The 16,211-nt window shown below is 64.7% G+C and carries 15 protein-coding genes; 10 read left to right on the plus strand and 5 right to left on the minus strand.

Annotation, left to right across the window (positions count from 1 at the left end; genetic code table 11):
* Window positions 1-21 precede the first annotated feature (21 nt).
* From AAC050_RS13390 to AAC050_RS13410, 5 genes are all read right to left on the minus strand, one after another.
* Window positions 22-351: a PadR family transcriptional regulator gene (locus AAC050_RS13390; RefSeq protein ID WP_339915593.1), complete on the minus strand. Its 330-nt coding sequence runs from the start codon at window positions 349-351 to the stop codon at window positions 22-24.
* A gap of 89 nt (window positions 352-440) precedes the next feature.
* Window positions 441-650: a helix-turn-helix transcriptional regulator gene (locus AAC050_RS13395; protein WP_339915594.1), complete on the minus strand. Its 210-nt coding sequence runs from the start codon at window positions 648-650 to the stop codon at window positions 441-443.
* A complete protein-coding gene (locus tag AAC050_RS13400; RefSeq protein WP_339915595.1) occupies window positions 643-1,371 on the minus strand; it encodes a hypothetical protein in 729 nt (242 codons plus the stop codon). Before AAC050_RS13400 ends, AAC050_RS13395 begins: the two co-directional genes overlap by 8 nt.
* Window positions 1,364-2,041 (minus strand): hypothetical protein, encoded by a 678-nt coding sequence (locus tag AAC050_RS13405; RefSeq protein ID WP_339915596.1) that lies wholly within the window; start codon window positions 2,039-2,041, stop codon window positions 1,364-1,366. Before AAC050_RS13405 ends, AAC050_RS13400 begins: the two co-directional genes overlap by 8 nt.
* 76 nt (window positions 2,042-2,117) lie before the next feature.
* Window positions 2,118-3,410, minus strand: a complete 1,293-nt coding sequence (locus tag AAC050_RS13410) for a dicarboxylate/amino acid:cation symporter (protein WP_339915597.1) — start codon at window positions 3,408-3,410, stop codon at window positions 2,118-2,120.
* A gap of 239 nt (window positions 3,411-3,649) precedes the next feature.
* Here AAC050_RS13410 and AAC050_RS13415 point away from each other — a divergent pair, with 239 nt between their 5' ends.
* From AAC050_RS13415 to AAC050_RS13460, 10 genes are all read left to right on the plus strand, one after another.
* A complete protein-coding gene (locus tag AAC050_RS13415) occupies window positions 3,650-6,742 on the plus strand; it encodes a type ISP restriction/modification enzyme (RefSeq protein ID WP_339915598.1) in 3,093 nt (1,030 codons plus the stop codon).
* Window positions 6,743-6,841: 99 nt separating this feature from the next.
* On the plus strand, window positions 6,842-7,126 hold the full coding sequence (locus tag AAC050_RS13420; RefSeq protein ID WP_339915599.1) for a hypothetical protein: 285 nt from the start codon (window positions 6,842-6,844) through the stop codon (window positions 7,124-7,126).
* 69 nt (window positions 7,127-7,195) lie between these two features.
* Window positions 7,196-8,317 (plus strand): hypothetical protein, encoded by a 1,122-nt coding sequence (locus tag AAC050_RS13425; protein WP_339915600.1) that lies wholly within the window; start codon window positions 7,196-7,198, stop codon window positions 8,315-8,317.
* Between the two features lie 57 nt (window positions 8,318-8,374).
* Window positions 8,375-9,397 carry a mechanosensitive ion channel domain-containing protein gene (locus AAC050_RS13430; protein ID WP_339915601.1) on the plus strand — a complete coding sequence of 341 codons (1,023 nt, stop codon included), beginning with the start codon at window positions 8,375-8,377 and terminating at the stop codon, window positions 9,395-9,397.
* 146 nt (window positions 9,398-9,543) lie between these two features.
* Window positions 9,544-11,775: an excinuclease ABC subunit UvrB gene (gene uvrB / locus AAC050_RS13435; RefSeq protein WP_339915607.1), complete on the plus strand. Its 2,232-nt coding sequence runs from the start codon at window positions 9,544-9,546 to the stop codon at window positions 11,773-11,775.
* A gap of 270 nt (window positions 11,776-12,045) precedes the next feature.
* Complete coding sequence (locus tag AAC050_RS13440) at window positions 12,046-13,716, plus strand: AIPR family protein (protein ID WP_339915602.1); 1,671 nt, start codon at window positions 12,046-12,048, stop codon at window positions 13,714-13,716.
* Window positions 13,717-13,847: 131 nt separating this feature from the next.
* Entirely contained in the window at window positions 13,848-14,066 is a 219-nt protein-coding gene (locus tag AAC050_RS13445) for a hypothetical protein (RefSeq protein WP_339915603.1), read from the plus strand.
* A gap of 31 nt (window positions 14,067-14,097) precedes the next feature.
* On the plus strand, window positions 14,098-14,892 hold the full coding sequence (locus AAC050_RS13450) for a DpnI domain-containing protein (protein WP_339915604.1): 795 nt from the start codon (window positions 14,098-14,100) through the stop codon (window positions 14,890-14,892).
* Window positions 14,893-15,014: 122 nt separating this feature from the next.
* Window positions 15,015-15,623: a DUF305 domain-containing protein gene (locus AAC050_RS13455; protein WP_339915605.1), complete on the plus strand. Its 609-nt coding sequence runs from the start codon at window positions 15,015-15,017 to the stop codon at window positions 15,621-15,623.
* A gap of 97 nt (window positions 15,624-15,720) precedes the next feature.
* Window positions 15,721-16,032, plus strand: coding sequence for a hypothetical protein (locus AAC050_RS13460; protein ID WP_339915606.1), 312 nt, complete (start codon window positions 15,721-15,723; stop codon window positions 16,030-16,032).
* The last annotated feature ends 179 nt before the right edge of the window (window positions 16,033-16,211 follow it).

A 16,211-nucleotide genomic window follows, 5' to 3' on the forward strand; every position in this document is an offset into this window, starting at 1 on the left:
CCGGCGTTCGGATTTCAATGTTCAAAGAAGCTTGTCGAGCGAGGCGTTGATGCCGCGCCATTCGTCGGTCAGGGCGGCCAGCATGGCCGTGCCCATCGGCGACAGGACGTAGAAACGCTTCTTGCGCTTCTCCTCCTCGCGCCATTCACTGCTCAGCAGCCCCTGGCTCTCCAGCCGGCGCAGCAGCGGATAGAGGGTGCTCTCCTCCATCTCCAGCCCGTCGGCGGCCAGGGCCTGGCGCAGCGTATAGCCGTAGCGTTCGGTCCTGAGGCAGGCCAGCACGGCCAGCACCAGCGACCCGCGCCGCAGCTCCAGCCGCATGGTTTCAAACAGGTCGGGATCGACGGCCATTCCAGTCTCCACTCACGTCACATAGTGTGTGCCGTACAGTGTATGCCGCATACTGTACGAGGGAGTCAAGCCGAACGTGACCGGGCCGGTCAGTCTGTCAGGAAGAACAGGGCCTCGACCGTGGTCCCCAACGCCCGCGCCAGCGACAGGGCCAGGGTGGTCGAAGGCACGAACACGCCGTTCTCGACCGTATTGATGGTCTTGCGCGACACCCCGGCCAATCCGGCCAGCTCGACCTGGGTCAGCCCGGCCGCCGTCCGCGCCGCCTTCAGGTGCGTGCCCAGTCGGGGATCAGCCAAGACGCTCGGCCTTGCGTTCCATAAGAACGAAATGAACCGCCGCGGCCTGGACTCCGATCGCCAGCACCAACGGCATCAGGGTGACGGCGATCTCGACCCGCCACAGGCCGGTCAGATACAGGGCGGTCGCCCCACCCAGAATGACCAGATAGCCCAGTGAAAGGGCATCGCGGCGATGGATCTGGGTCTGTTCGTCGTCCAGATGACGCCGCATCTTCGGGCTTGGCCGGGTGCCTATGCCGGCGAGCGTAAGACCCAGAATGATCGGGAGCAGGCCGGCGATGGGGGCCATGATCCAGGGGGTCCAGTTTCCCGGCCCGACCTGTCCGGTCGTCACCTTCCATGCGGCGCTTCCGCCGTAGATCAACATCAGCATCATCGGGAGCATCATGTAGAGCAGGCCATGATTGCGGTTACGCTGCAGCCTGTCGCCATGCGCCTCCCCGGCCAGTAGCCGGTCAGTGGTCAGGTCCGGTTGCGCCCGGCGCAGCACCTGGACCGATACCGCCAGAGCCATCGTCGACAGCACAAGGCCCGTCCAGAGAATCCACACTGGAAAGGGAACCTCGTCGGGAGGGACCAGCGCCAGCACCAGACCACTCGCCAGCGCGAAACCCGCCCCCAGTGACAGGCCGGCGACGCCGAGAACATAGCGCCTCTGCCGGTCGTGCTCGGCCCGCACCAGCGCCCGGTCGTCCAGCGGATCAGGAGCTTCAAGCATCGCCCGCCTCCGCCTGATGGTCCAGCCAGGCGAACCGCAGCCCCGCCGCCGCGCCGCTGCCCATCAGCACCGCCGGAAAGCCGATCATCGCCAGCTCCGGCCGCCACAACCCGATCAGATACAGCCCGCTCATCCCGGCCAGCAGCACCAGAAACCCCAGCGCCATGGCCCGTCCGCGCCACTCGCGCGTCAGCTCGTCCTCCAGCCATTTGCGGTCCCGTCGCGACCCGCCGTCCCAGCCCATCACGATCAACGACACCATCCAGGCCATTAGTGCCGCCAGCGCCGCGAACATCAGGTCATGCCGGTCGCCGGTGCCCTGCGTGACCCGCCAGACGGCCAGGGTCGACACGATCAGCATCCCCACCGTGCCGAACGACAGACCGACCAGTTGTCGCGCCCGCGCCCGCTGCGTCCGGTCGCGCCGGGTTTCGCGCGCCCTGAGCGCCTGCCGGTCCGCGCGGGGCCGCCACGCCGCCAGCACGGTCACGGCCCCGCCGACCATCAAGGCCAGCCCGCCCCCGAACACGGCGTCATCGTGCGGGCCGAGCGCGTCGCCCGCCGCCACCGTGACACCCAGCGTCAGCAGGCCCAGCGTCGTCGCCGTCAGACCCGCCATCTCGAGCCTGCGCCGCCCGCGCTCGCGCCGCATCAATCCATCACTGTCCATCTGCACCCTCCGTGTCACCCTGAGGTTACATATCACCTACAGGTTACACGCGGTCAAGTGGCAGATCAGGCCTCGCTCAGCCCGCCGTCCCCTCGCCCTGGCTGACGATGCGGGTCACGGTCAGGTCAGCGGTGACATTGCCGACGGTGCGGAAGATGTCGGGGATGACCTCGACCGCCAGCAGCAGGGGCAGCATCTCCAGCGGCACCCCCATGGCGATACAGATCGGGGCGATGCTGGCGAAGAAGCTGATCTGGCCGGGCAGGCCGACCGAGCCGATGCTGATCAGGATCGAGGTCAGCATGGCCGCGATGATCTGGCCCGCCGACGGCTCCAGCCCGAACAGGTGGGCGCAATAGATGACCACGGCCAGATTGGCGACCGGACTGGTCATGCGGAACAGGGCCACCGCCAGCGGCAGCACCAGACCGGCGGTCTGGCGGCTGACGTCCAGCTCGTCGACCGCGCGCTCGACCATGACCGGCAGACTGGCCAGCGACGACTGGGTCGAGACCGCCACCACCTGGGCCGGGGCCACGGCGCGGGCGAACCGGGCCAGGCCGACCCGGCCGAACCCCACCGCCAGCGGATAGCAGATCAGGATCATGCCGATCACGCTCAGCGACACGATGGCCACATAGTGGGCCAGGGTCCCGGCCGCGGCGACTCCGGCGCTCAGCCCCACCCCCATGGCCAGGGCGAACACCCCGACCGGCGCGGCCAGCAGCACCCAGCGCACGATGACGATCATCGCCTCGCTGATCGCCTCGAACAGGGTCACCAGCGGCACCTTCAGCCGGTCGGGCAGCCGCGTCAGCGCAAAGCCGAAGAAGGCGGCGAACACCACCAGCCCGAGGATGGCGTCCTCGGTCGCGGCCCGCAGCACATTGGACGGCGCGATGGTCTTGACGAATTCCGAGAACGGGGCGACCGCGCCGATATTGTCCGGGGCCGACGGAATCCCCGCCAGCAGCCGCGCCCCGCCCGCCGGATCGATCGGCCACAGCGCCAGCAGTCCATAGGCCGCCGCCACCGCATAGACGGTGACCGCCGAGATCAGCACCAGGAACCAGACCAGCGCCCGCCGCGCCAGCCGCCCGGTATGGGCCGCATCGGAAATCGAGGCGATGCCCACGACCAGCAGCGAGAACACCAGCGGCACGATGGTCATGCGCAGGGCGTTCAGCCACAGCTGCCCCACCGCGTCGATCATGCCCGTGGTCCCGGTCCCGCCCGGAATCCCCCAGACCTCCGCCGCCGCCCCCGCCGCCAGCCCCAGCGCCAGCGCCGCCAGCACCCGCACACTCAGCGACGACAGCAGGGCGCGCATACGGTTCGGCGGCGGGGCGGCAACAGAAGACTGGGTCATCCCCCGACGCTAGCGGGGCCGGGGGCTGACGCAAACCGGAAAAGCAGACACATCCCCTCTCCCGGCGGGAGAGGGGCGGGGGTGAGGGCTTACGGTGCCGCCGCTTTCGCACCTCCCTTCTCCCGTTGGGAGAAGGTGCCCCGAAGGGGCGGATGAGGGCCGGCCGGCACCGATGGGCCACCCCCCGCTTGCAACGCGGACGCGAACGGGGCGAAGTGGGCATCTGCGAGGGGATATTCATGGCCGCTGACTTCGACGCCTATTTCAAAGCCCTGGCCGCCACCCCGGTCGGCACCAAGACCGAGCATTCTGATCGCGGCGCGCTGGAACGCCTGCTGAACGAAGCGGCACAGGCGGCGGACACCAAATTGGCCGTCCAGCACGAACCCAAGCGTGACAAGGGCGGCGGCGGCTCGCCCGACTATATGATCAAGCGCGACGCCCGCATCGTCGGCTATGTCGAGGTCAAGACCATCGACGAGGCGCTGACGAAAATCATCCGCAGCGACCAGATCAAGAAATACCAGAAGCTCTCCGACAACCTGCTGCTGACCGACTATCTGGAGTTCATCTGGCTTCGGAAGGGCGAAAACCCGCAGCGCGCCCGCCTCGCCCACAGCGACGACCTGACCGGTCGCAAGCTGGCGCTCAAGCCGGACAGTATCGATCAGGTCTCCAAACTGCTGCGTGCCTTCTTCTCGACCGCGCCCCAGAACATCGGGCGTGGCCATGACCTTGCCGTCGAACTGGCCACCCGCGCCGCCCTGCTGCGCGACTTCCTGACCGAGGAACTGATCCGCCAGAAGAACGAGGACGACAAGGGCCGTCTCTATGCGCTGTACGGCGCGTTCCGGGATCAGATTTTCCACGACCTCGACGCCCGGGCCTTCGCCGACGCCTTCGCCCAGATGCTGGCCTATGGCCTGTTCCTGGCCCGCCTGAATGCGGGTGTCGGTGTCGAGGTCCGGCTGGACAATGTCCGCCGCTTCATCCCGGGCAGCTTCAGCCTGATCCGCGAACTGGTCCGCTTTCTCGAAGAGATGGAAGAGCCGGAATATCGCCCGTCGCGCTGGGTCATCGACGAAATCCTGTCGATCGTGAACGGCATCGACCTGGCCGCGATCCACAATGACCTCAGCTTCCGCGCCCGCAAGGCGATCAGCCGCAAGGTCAAGGCCGGGGACGAGGAGGAGCATCGCCTGTTCGAAAAAGACCCCTTCATCTATTTCTACGAGGACTTCCTCAAGGCCTACGATCCGGCCATGCGCAAGGGCCGGGGCGTCTACTACACCCCGCCGCCGGTGGTGAATTTCATCGTCCGCGCCATCGACGACATCCTCAAGGACACCTTCGGCATCGCCGACGGTCTGGCCGACCACAGGAAGGTCACCGTGCTGGATTTCGCCTGCGGCACCGGCACCTTCTTGCTGGAGGTGTTCGAGCGCATCTTCGACACCATCGGCGGGCCCGAGGCCGGTCGCGCCGACGCCATCGTGCGCGAGCACCTGACGAAGAACATCTACGGCTTCGAATATCTGATCGCGCCCTACACCATCGCCCATCTGAAGCTGTCGCAATATCTGCGCGACAAGGGCCATCCGCTGGACGATCAGGAACGGCTGCAGGTCTTCCTGACCAATACGCTGGAACCGGTCGAGCCCCAGGGTAATCTGCTGATGCCGGCCCTGGCCGAAGAGGTGAAGGGGGCCCAGGCGGTCAAGGACAAGCCGATCCTCGTGATCACCGGGAACCCGCCGTACTCGGCCGCGTCGAAGAATAAGGGTGCGTGGATCACCGCCGCTATCGAGCCCTACAAGCAAGTCGACGGTAAGCATTTCGGCGAGCGGAAGCATTGGCTCCACGACGACTACGTCAAGTTCATCCGCTTCGCGCAGATGAAGATGGACGACGTCGAAGAAGGCGTCGTCGGCATCATCACGAACAACTCCTGGCTCGACAATCCGACGTTCAGAGGGATGCGCCAGTCTCTGATGACCAGCTTCGATCAGATCTATGTTCTCGACCTGCACGGCAGCCTGAAGAAGAACGAAACGGCTCCTGATGGGTCTTCGGACGACAATGTCTTCGACATTGAGCAGGGCGTGTCGATCAGCCTATTCGTAAAGAAGCGCGGTAGCGAGCAAGGCATCTGGCGGGGGGATGTGTGGGGCAAACGTCTCACCAAATATGCTTGGTTGGCCGAGGCAACGTTAGACACCGCCTTTCCCGTGGTGGCCTCACCGCAATCGCCTTACTACTTCATGAGAGCTGCTCAAGACGAAACGCTAGTTCGCGAGTACGACTCCTTCACCGCTATCCGCGACGCCATTCCCCGATATGTTTCCGGAATAGTGACAGCCCGCGACGCGCTCACCATCGGCTTCACGAAGAAGGAGTTGGACGCGACGATCTCGGAATATCTCACTGGGCCCGCCCAACCTGCACCCGCAGGTCCACGAGCCTGGGATGCAGAGGGTGCAAAGGCTGCTCTCCTGGCCGACTCTACTTGGCGCCAGAACCTTGTTCCCGTCGATTACCGCCCCTTCGATCAGCGCGTGATTGCCTATGATCGTCGCCTCACGGATTGGGGCCGTTGGGACCTCATGCCAAACATGGTCGGCGACAATATCTCATTGAATCTGAGCAAACAGGTACGGGGAAACGAACCTTGGCGTCACGTCTTGGCCGGCTCAAACCTGTTCGAGCACACCTACGTTTCAAACCGAAGTTCCGAGATCGGGTACTGCTTCCCAATGTCGGTCGACGGGACGGAAAACCTCTCCCCCGCCTTCCGCGACTACCTCGACGGCCGTTATGGCGAGCACTACGATCCCGAGCAGATTCTCGGCTATATCTACGCCGTCCTGCACGCCCCGACCTACCGTGCCCGCTATGCCGAGTTCCTGCGCATCGACTTCCCGCGCATCCCCTTCGCTGAAACGCCGGAACAGTTCGAGACTCTGTCTGCCCTCGGCTGGGACCTGATCCAGACCCATCTACTGAAGACCGTGCCGCGCTCCAGCCCGCGTCTGGGCGACTATACGGGCAAGGGCGATCACACGGTCGAGTCCGTCATCTATTCGCCGGACGAGGCGACGGTCTGGATCAATCCAAAGCGCACCCAGGGCTTTGCCAACATCCCCCAGGTCGTGTGGGACTTCCACATCGGCGGCTATCAGGTGATCGACAAATATCTGAAGAGCCGAAAGGGCCGCACCCTGAACCTGGACGAACAGACACAGGTCGGAAACATCGCCGAGAGCCTGAATTTCACCCTCGCCCAAATGGCGAAGATCGACACAGCCTATCTGGCGGCGTTTCCCACGCAATGACCCCTCTCCCGGCGGGAGAGGGGATAACTTCACGGCACCGCTCGCGCGTTACCGGCGGTTACGCGATACTGGAAACGAATCGTAGCCACGGACCTCACCATGGGCACTGCTCAAGCCGAAATGTTTGACCTTCCTCAGGGGGACCTGTTCGGCACCCCGGTCACCCCCGCCTATGTCGTGCCGCACGCCATCGCGGTGAACACCCTGCGCAAGACGCTGGCCCTGCTGAGCAATGCCGAGCGCTGGCCGTGGGACCCGGACATGAAGACCGCCCGCATGGACCGGACCGTGCCGAAACTGCTGGCCGTGTTGCCGCCCGACGAGGCCGATGACTGGCGCGGCCGGATTGCGGCCGAGGCGACCCGGCTCGACGCTGCCGCCTGAGCCCCCCCGCAACCTTCCCCGCCGCATCCCGTTCTGTCCGGTAGCTCCCGTTCACCGGAAAGATCTGCCATGACCGTCGCCTCCCGCACCCTGACCGCCCTGGCCGTCAGCGCCCTCGCCCTGTCGGCCGCCGGCGCGGCCGCGGCCCAGACCCCCTATGGCTCGACTCCCCGCTATGATCCGTACGGGGCCCCGTCGGGCAGTTTCACCAGCTCGTGCCGCGATGTGCAGCGGCTGGAGAACGGCTATATCTCGGCCCAGTGCCGCACCACGGACGGCTTCCGCTGGAGCACGATCCGCGCCGACGACTGTCGCGGTGACATCACCAATCGCGACGGGGTGCTGAGCTGCTACGGCGCGACGGCGCGCACCGGCCCGCTGTATCCCGACGACAGCCAGGGCGGCTACAACAGCGGCGTGCCGGTCCAGAACGCGCCCGGCGGGGTGCTGGGCTCCATCCTCGGGGCGGTGTTCGGCGACAACTACGGCCAGAGCCCGGGGCTGGAGGACGACTGGAACCGCGGCCGCCGGCCGACGGCCGAGCACAGCGCCGCCCTTGAGGCCCGTATCGACGCCGGGCTGCGCGACGGTTCGCTGGATCGCGGCGAGGCGGCCCGGGTGCGGGCCGACTTTGACGCCCTGGTGCGGCTGGAAGATCGCTATGCCGCCGACGGTCGCCTGACGACCGATGAGCGCAACGAGCTGCGCGGCCGCTATGAGGCCCTGTCGAGCCGCATCGGCGATCAGGGCCAGTACGGTCAGATTTATGGCTGGCAACCGCTGAGCGAGGTGCGCGATGACTTCTTCGCCCGGGTCGACACCGCCGAGCGCGCGCGCCGCCTCAGCCGCACCGGGGCCACCCGGCTGCGCGCCGATTTCGATGCCCTGGTGCGGGTCGAGTCCGACTATCGCCGCGACGGCATCAGCGACCGCGAACGCGAGACCCTGACCACCCGCCTGGCCGAGCTGAACCGCCGCATCGGCGACGGCGGCGGCTATGGTTCCGGTAACAGCTACGGCAACGGTTACGGGGCCGACCCGCGCGCGATCCAGATCGAGGCCCGCATCGCCGCCGGCGAACGCAACGGCAGCCTCAGCCACAGCGAGGCCGACCGGCTGCGCGCCGAGCTGAACGACCTGACCCGCCGCTGGGCCGAGCTCGAGGTCCGGGTCAACCAGGCGCGCCGCTGAGCCGGCCGTCTGCCCCCCCGCCCTTGACGCCCCCGCCCGGGGCCTCACACTGACGGCATGCTGCCTGACCTGACCGCCCTCGAGAGCACCCGGCTGATCAAGCTGGGGCATATCTCCCTGACCCTCGGCGGCGTGCTCAGCGCCCTGGTGGTGATCGTTGTGGCCGTCGCCCTGGCCTGGCTGGTGACGCGCGGCATCCGCAAGCTGCGCGTCCGGGCGCGGCGCGCCACAGGGGCCCTGTATCTGCTGGAAAAGCTGGTCGGCTACGCCATCATCGTCACCGGGGTGATGATGGCCCTGTCGACGGCGGGGCTGAACCTGTCGTCGCTGGCGGTGTTCGCCGGGGCCATCGGCATCGGCGTCGGCCTCGGCCTGCAGGGGGTGGTCAAGGAGTTCGTCTCCGGCCTGTTCGTCATCTTCGACGGCATGGTCTCGGTCGGCGACTATGTCGAGCTGGAGGGGGCGCGCGGCGTCATCGCCGAGATCGGCCCGCGCGCGACCCGCATCCGCAACAACGACAATATCGACGTGGTCGTGCCCAATTCGAAACTGATCGAGGGCACGGTCACCAACTGGACGCTGAAGGGCGACACCCGCCGCATCCACATCCCGTTCGGCGTTGCCTATGAATCCAACCGGGCGGCGGTGCGCGAGGCCGTGCTGGCCGCGGCCCGGGCCAGCCCCTTCACCCTGCCCGAGACCGAGACGCGCAAGAGTCAGGTCTGGCTGACCGGCTTCGGCGACTCCAGCCTCAATTTCGAACTGCTGGTCTGGCCGACGCTGGACGCGGTCAAACGCCCGGCAGCCATGCATGCGGCCTATACCTGGGCCATCGCCGACGCGCTGGACGCCGCCGGGATCGAGATCCCCTTCCCCCAGACCGACCTGCGCGTGCGCAGCCTGTTCGGCCATGCCGGCGACGACGGGCTGGACGTGATGGGGCTGAAACGCCCGCGTCCGGCCCCGCGCCCGGCCGCCGCCGCCGCCCCCACCGCCAATGACGCCGCCGAGGAATTGTCGCACCCGGCCGAGCCCCCCACGCCCGAGACCGGGAACGGAGACGCGGACGAGTCCGCCTGATCGCCCACTCCCCACTGGCACCGGCGGTCGCCGCGCACTAGGTTCTGTTCATGAACCGTTCCTCGACCCCCAAGGCCCGCGGCCCCGGTGACGCTCCGCTGAAGAAGCCGGTCCACACCCCGGCGAAGAAGTCGGCTGCCGCGCCGATGTTCGCCCCGGTGACTGGCCCGCGCCTGACCCCGGAAGAGCCACCCGGCGCGCCCGGCGACTGGGCCCCGCACCGGCCCGACCGGCCCTCGGGCCGCAAACACATCCCCTTCCGGCTGGAGACGCAGTACACCCCCGCCGGCGACCAGCCCGCCGCCATCGCCGAACTGGTGGCCCAGGCCGGGACCGGCGAGCGCGATCAGGTGCTGCTGGGCGTGACCGGCTCGGGCAAGACCTTCACCATGGCCAAGGTGATCGAGGCGACCCAGCGCCCGGCGCTTATACTTGCGCCAAACAAAACACTGGCGGCGCAGCTTTACTCGGAATTCAAGTCCTTTTTCCCAGATAATGCCGTCGAATACTTTGTATCATATTATGATTATTATCAACCTGAAGCATACGTTCCTCGCACTGATACTTATATTGAAAAAGACAGCAGTATAAACGAGCAGATCGACCGGATGCGGCATTCGGCGACGCGGTCGATTCTGGAGCGGGACGATGTGATCGTGGTGGCCAGCGTCAGCTGCATCTACGGCATCGGCTCGGTCGAGACCTATACGGCCATGACCTTCAGCCTCAAGGTCGGTGGCCTGATCGATGAGGCCAAGCTGCGCGCCGACCTGATCGCGCTGCAGTACAAGCGCAACGATCTCAATTTCGACCGCGGCATGTTCCGCAAGCGCGGTGACACGGTCGAGATCTTCCCCGTCCACCAGGAAGATCGCGCCTGGCGCGTCAGCCTGTTCGGCGACGAGATCGAGTCGATCCACGAGTTCGACCCCCTGACCGGGGCCAAGACCGCCGACCTGACCGAGATCACCGTCTATGCCGCCAGCCACTATGTGACCCCGCGCCCGACGCTGAACCAGGCCACCCACGGCATCAAGGCCGAGCTGAAGGCGACGCTCGACTGGATGCTCGAGAACGGCAAGCTGCTGGAGGCCCAGCGGCTGGAACAACGCACCCGCTTCGACCTCGAGATGATGGAGGCCACCGGCTCGTGCGCCGGCATCGAGAACTACAGCCGCTGGTTGACCGGCCGCGCCCCCGGCGAGCCGCCGCCGACCTTCTTCGAATACATCCCCGACGACGCCCTGCTGTTCGTCGATGAGAGCCATGTCACCGTCGGCCAGATCAACGGCATGTTCCGCGGCGACTACCGCCGCAAATCGACCCTGGCGGAATACGGCTTCCGCCTGCCCAGCTGCATCGACAACCGGCCGCTGAAATTCGAGGAATGGGAGGCCATGCGCCCCCAGACCGTCTTCGTCAGCGCCACCCCCGGCCCGTGGGAGATGGAGCGCACCGACGGCGTCTTCGTCGAACAGGTGATCCGCCCCACCGGCCTGATCGACCCCCCCGTCGAGATCCGCCCGGTCACCTCGACCCTCGGCACCGGGGCCGCCCACAACCAGGTCGATGACGTGATCGACGAGGTCCGCGCCGTGGCCCGCGCCGGCTATCGCAGCCTGGTCACCGTCCTGACCAAGAAGATGGCCGAGGACCTGACCGAATACATGCACGAACAGGGGGTGCGCGTGCGCTACATGCACTCCGACGTCGAGACGCTGGAGCGGATCGAGATCATCCGCGACCTGCGGCTGGGGGCCTTCGACGTGCTGATCGGCATCAACCTGCTGCGCGAGGGGCTCGACATCCCCGAGTGCGGCCTGGTCGCCATCCTCGACGCCGACAAGGAGGGCTTCCTGCGCTCCGAGACCGCCCTGATCCAGACCATCGGCCGCGCCGCCCGCAACATCGACGGCCGCGTCATCCTGTATGCCGACCGCGTCACCGGCAGTATGGAACGCGCCATCGCCGAGACCGACCGCCGCCGCGAACGCCAGACCGAATACAATGTCGCCCACGGCATCACGCCCGAGAGCGTCAAACGCGACATCAAGGAGATCCTGGCCAGCCCCTATGAGAAGGACCGCGTGCTGGTCCCGACCACCGTGGCCGAAGCGGCCCGCCCCTTCACCGGCGCAAACTTCCAGACCGCCCTGCGCGACCTCGAAGGCCGGATGCGCGAGGCCGCCTCAAACCTCGAGTTCGAGGAGGCCGGCCGCCTGCGCGACGAGATCAAGCGCATGAAGATGCTGGATCTGGAGTTCGCAAACGAGGTGATGACCGGGGCCGGGGAAGCGGTGGATCGGTCGGCACCCAAGAAGTGGCGGGCGGATGCGGCGGCCGAGGCGCAGGAGCGGTTCCGGAAGGGAAGGCTGTAGGGGCAGACACCCCCCTCTCCCGGCGGGAGAGGGCTTGCGCGCACGACGGCTCAGCCGTCGTCCTGGCGCGCAAGGGTGAGGGGTTCCGGGGGAGCAGCGGAAGAACACAGTCTTCGGTCCTCGACATCATCCGGAGAGCGCGAGATTGCCGGACTTTTAGTGGGTGCGATTTCACCCCAAGGAAGACCTCATCTCGACCCGCGACCGCCTCGGTTGAGAAATCTTCGTAATCCGACCTAAGCTAGACAAAATTCCCCTCGGGAGTCGCCTATGCCCAAATTGTCGAAACTGGACTGGGACCTAATCAACGCTCGCATTCGGAGCGTCGCTACCCAGCACCAGCTAAAAAATCCAGCGGCGGGGTTACTTTGGCTGGCATTGCAGCAGTATTTTCCAGCACAAGACACTGCGTTCCAAGAACTCATAACGGACGGTCCCGATGACCGCGGTGTAGATGCCATTCATCTAGTTGGCGACGACGACGCAGTAACCGTGTATATTTTTCAGTCAAAGGCTAGAGAAAGCATCGACGGAACAATAAAAACAATAAATGTCGATGAGGTATTAAAGACAACTAGCTTTATATCGCAGCTAATAAATAAGTCGGAAGATCTCAAGCGTTGCGGTAATCTTCGGCTCCGAGAGGCAATAGAACGAATATGGGGTCTGCACGAGGCCGGAACCTACTGCTCTTACGAATTGGTATTCGTTTCCAATGACAGCGGGCTCGGCGAAGCCGCGAAGGCCAACCTGAAGAGCTTCACCGCAGAACACACCCAAGTGCGATTCGCCCAATACGCAGCACTCGACTTAATTCGCGACCTCAGCCGCTCGCGAAAAGAAGCGGAGGACGGCCAGCTCCAAGCCATCTCAAAAGAGATTTTTGAACGATCAGATGGTGATATTCGTGGTCTCGTTGCCAACGTTGATGCACGTTCACTAATCGCCCTAATAACCGACAACGACAACCTCACGGTTAAGAGACATATATTCGACGATAACCTTAGAGTCTACCTAGGATCAAATTCTGGCTATAACGGACAAATCGTTGAAACAGCCACATCTACATCAGACAGTCATTTATTTTGGTATTTAAACAACGGAATAACTATAACCTGTCGAGAATATTCTTATAATAAGGGCCATCCAAATCCTATAATATCAATCCGTGATCTTCAGATCGTAAACGGAGCCCAAACATCGCACTCCCTTGTTGAAGCCGCAAAACAAGGTGGAGACTCTCTAGAAAACGTAGTTGTTTCCGTAAAAATATATGCGACCGGAAGAACAGATATTGCCGAACGAGTTGCAGTAGCAACAAATAGTCAAGCGCGCATTCACGGCAGAGATTTGCGCGCTAATACGCCGATAATGAAAAAATATGAGACTCTATTCCGTGAAAGAGAAATATTCTTTGAACGGAAACGCAACATGCATGCAGACAGACCCGACAGCCAGCGCCTTGACGCGCTGAAACTGGGTCAAATTATCTTATCTTACGTTCTGAGGGAGCCAGATAGCGCTAGAACATCTTCAGATGCCATTTTTGATTCGCGCTTTCAGTCAATATTTAATGATAATAACGACATTGACGAACTAGTCAGACTAACTCAGTTTTATTCTAAAATAGAAACTCTACGAGATGAGGTTTCTGCCAAATACGGGGACCACATTGAGAGTAGCGGCGATCTTCAATACTTAATATTTGGTCATTGGTATATACTTTTTGCTGCGCGTCTCATTTTAGCAAAAGGCAATGCGCCGTTCCCTGATGCAGAGAACGACGACAAACTGCTCAGAGAAGCAATATCGGTGGTAGCTCGGGCGTGCGACCAAACCAAACATGTCGCGCACTATCAGATGTTTAGAAGTGCGCGAACGAAAGAAAAAATTGCCGCAGAGATTAGCGGAAAGCAGTTGGAGCTATTCGTAAATTCTTAAAAGCGACGCACTTGGCTCTGCGCTATTGTTCCTAAACGGTGGTCGAGATCATTTGATTGATATTTTACCAATCTCCGATTGGTAGCGGCATAAAGTCGGTTGGAGCACGCTCCTCTTGAAAGGGGCGCCCCATGCCCAAATTCACCATCCTCTCCCGCGTCGATGCCTACGTCGACTACACCGCCGAGGTCGAAGCCGACGATCTCGAGGAGGCCGTCGATCTCGCCTATGACGGCGACCCCTCCGTCAAATGGCAGGAGCAGGGCGTGACCGAGTTTGACGCCCGCCATGTCGTGGCCCTGGATGCCAACGGCGACGAGATCGACTCCTACGCGCGCGGCAAGGGCTGACCCCCACGCCCCTTCCCGCTAAGGTGGGTACATGGGGCACGAGGACGACAATCACTGGTGTGACCTGGGGTTCGCCGAACCCGCCGTCGTCTACAAGGGTCCGACCCAGAATGCCCGTGTCCTGTCCGAGGGCTGGGTCGCGGCGCAGGTGTTCTGTCCCGGCTGTGGGGCCGACCGGCTGGACGCCCTCCCGAACAACGCACCCGTCGCCGACTTTGCCTGTCCCGCCTGCGCCGAAGAGTATGAGCTGAAGGCGGGCAAGGGCGCGCCGGGCCGCAAGATCGTCAACGGGGCCTTCGGCACGATGACTGCGCGTCTGGCGGCGCGGAACAATCCCAATCTGCTGGTCATGGGCTATGACGGCGCGGCCGGGCGGGTCACCGACCTGATCGTGGTGCCCAGGCATTTCTTCACCCCGGCCATCATCGAACCGCGCAAGCCGCTGGGCCCGCTGGCGCGGCGCGCCGGCTGGCAGGGGTGCAACATCCTGATCGGTCAGGTGCCGCTGGCCGGGCGCATCCCCCTGATCCGCGACAGTGTTCACCGGCCCAGGGCCGATGTGATGGCGCAGTGGCGCGCAACCCTGTTCCTGCGCGAGACCAGCCAGACGGCGCGCGGCTGGTTGCTGGCCGTCATGGGGGTGGTCGAGGCGATCGGCCGCCCGGAGTTCAGTTTGGCCGAGGTTTATGCGCAGGAGACGCGGCTGGCGGCCCTGTATCCCGGCAACAACAACGTCCGCCCCAAGATCAGGCAGCAACTTCAGGTGCTGAGGGATCGGGGGTGGCTGGCGTTCAACGGGCGGGGGCGGTACCGGCGCACGGACTGAACCGGTTCCACCGCGTCCCTTCTCCCCTTGTGGGTGGAGGATCGGTCACATCGGAACCTCACCCGCCGCCCGGGGGTTTTCTGCGGACGGCGCGCGCCGGCGTCGCAGATGGGAGACCCGAGATGACCCCCGACATGGACCCCGTGACCAAGCCCGGCCCCGATCACGGCCCCGGCCATGGCCAAGGCCATAGCCCAAATCCCGGTCACGGCATGAGCTATCGCCGGTTCGCGGTGATGATCGTCGTCGCCACAGGGGTGATGTTCGGCCTGATGTACCTGAACACCTATGCGATCGAGCACGCGCGCTTCAGCCAGACCCGGGCGTGGATGGCCGTGGTCATGGGGGCGACCATGGCGGCGGTCATGCTGGGCTTTATGTGGGGTCAGTATCGCGACCGGCGGCTGAACCTGATCATCGTCACCGCGTCCGTGCTGGTGTTCGCCGGGGCCCTGGGCCTGGTGCGCAGCCAGGCCACGGTCGACGACGTGTCGTGGATGCGGGCCATGATCCCGCACCATTCGATCGCCATCCTGACCAGCGAACGGGCCCGGATCCGCGATCCGCGGGTGCGGCAGCTGGCCGACGGCATCATCAAGGCCCAGCTGCGCGAGATCGACGAGATGGAGGCCCTGATCGACGATCTCGAGCGCAACCCCACCCCGTCCGGGGCCCCGCTGCTGCCGCCCTACCGTGACACCGGCGCACCACCGCCACCCCCGGCGGGGTGAGGGGGACTGCGGCCCGGCGGCCACACCCGCCGGCTTGAGATCGTGCCCCGGGAACGCTCGCGCCCTTGCCCCGTTTATTCCGCCAACGGAGAGACGAATGCCCCAGACCCAACACACCCGTCCTGATCTGCGCCTCGTCGGCACCGAGGCCGAAATCTATGACCTGATGCAGCCGCCGCGGACCACGGCCGATCGCGTGCGCCGCCTGCAACAGGAGGCCCGCGCCCTGGCCGTCGAACAGGTCGAGGCGCTGGAAACCGCCCTGACCGCGGCCGCGGACCTGGCGCGCGAGATCGCCGACGGCGGCGACGCCTATCCGGTCGGCACCCGCGAAATGGCCTCGCGCCTCGCCACCGACCTGCCCGCCCGCGCCGGCAGCCTGCGCGCCGTCATCGAACGCAGTCGCTGATCCTGTTCCTTCTCCCCTCGTGGGAGAAGGTGGCTCGCGGAGCGAGACGGATAAGGGGGCTGCCAGCCCGCGACTCACCGGCGGACACTGAGCGAACTCAAACACCCCCTCATCCGAGCGGCTGCGCCGCCCACCTTGTGTGTTGATCGTCTGATAGTCTGGCTTTGATCCGGGATGCC

Origin of the sequence: uncultured Brevundimonas sp., from assembly GCF_963974615.1 — a bacterium.
Lineage (GTDB): Bacteria > Pseudomonadota > Alphaproteobacteria > Caulobacterales > Caulobacteraceae > Brevundimonas.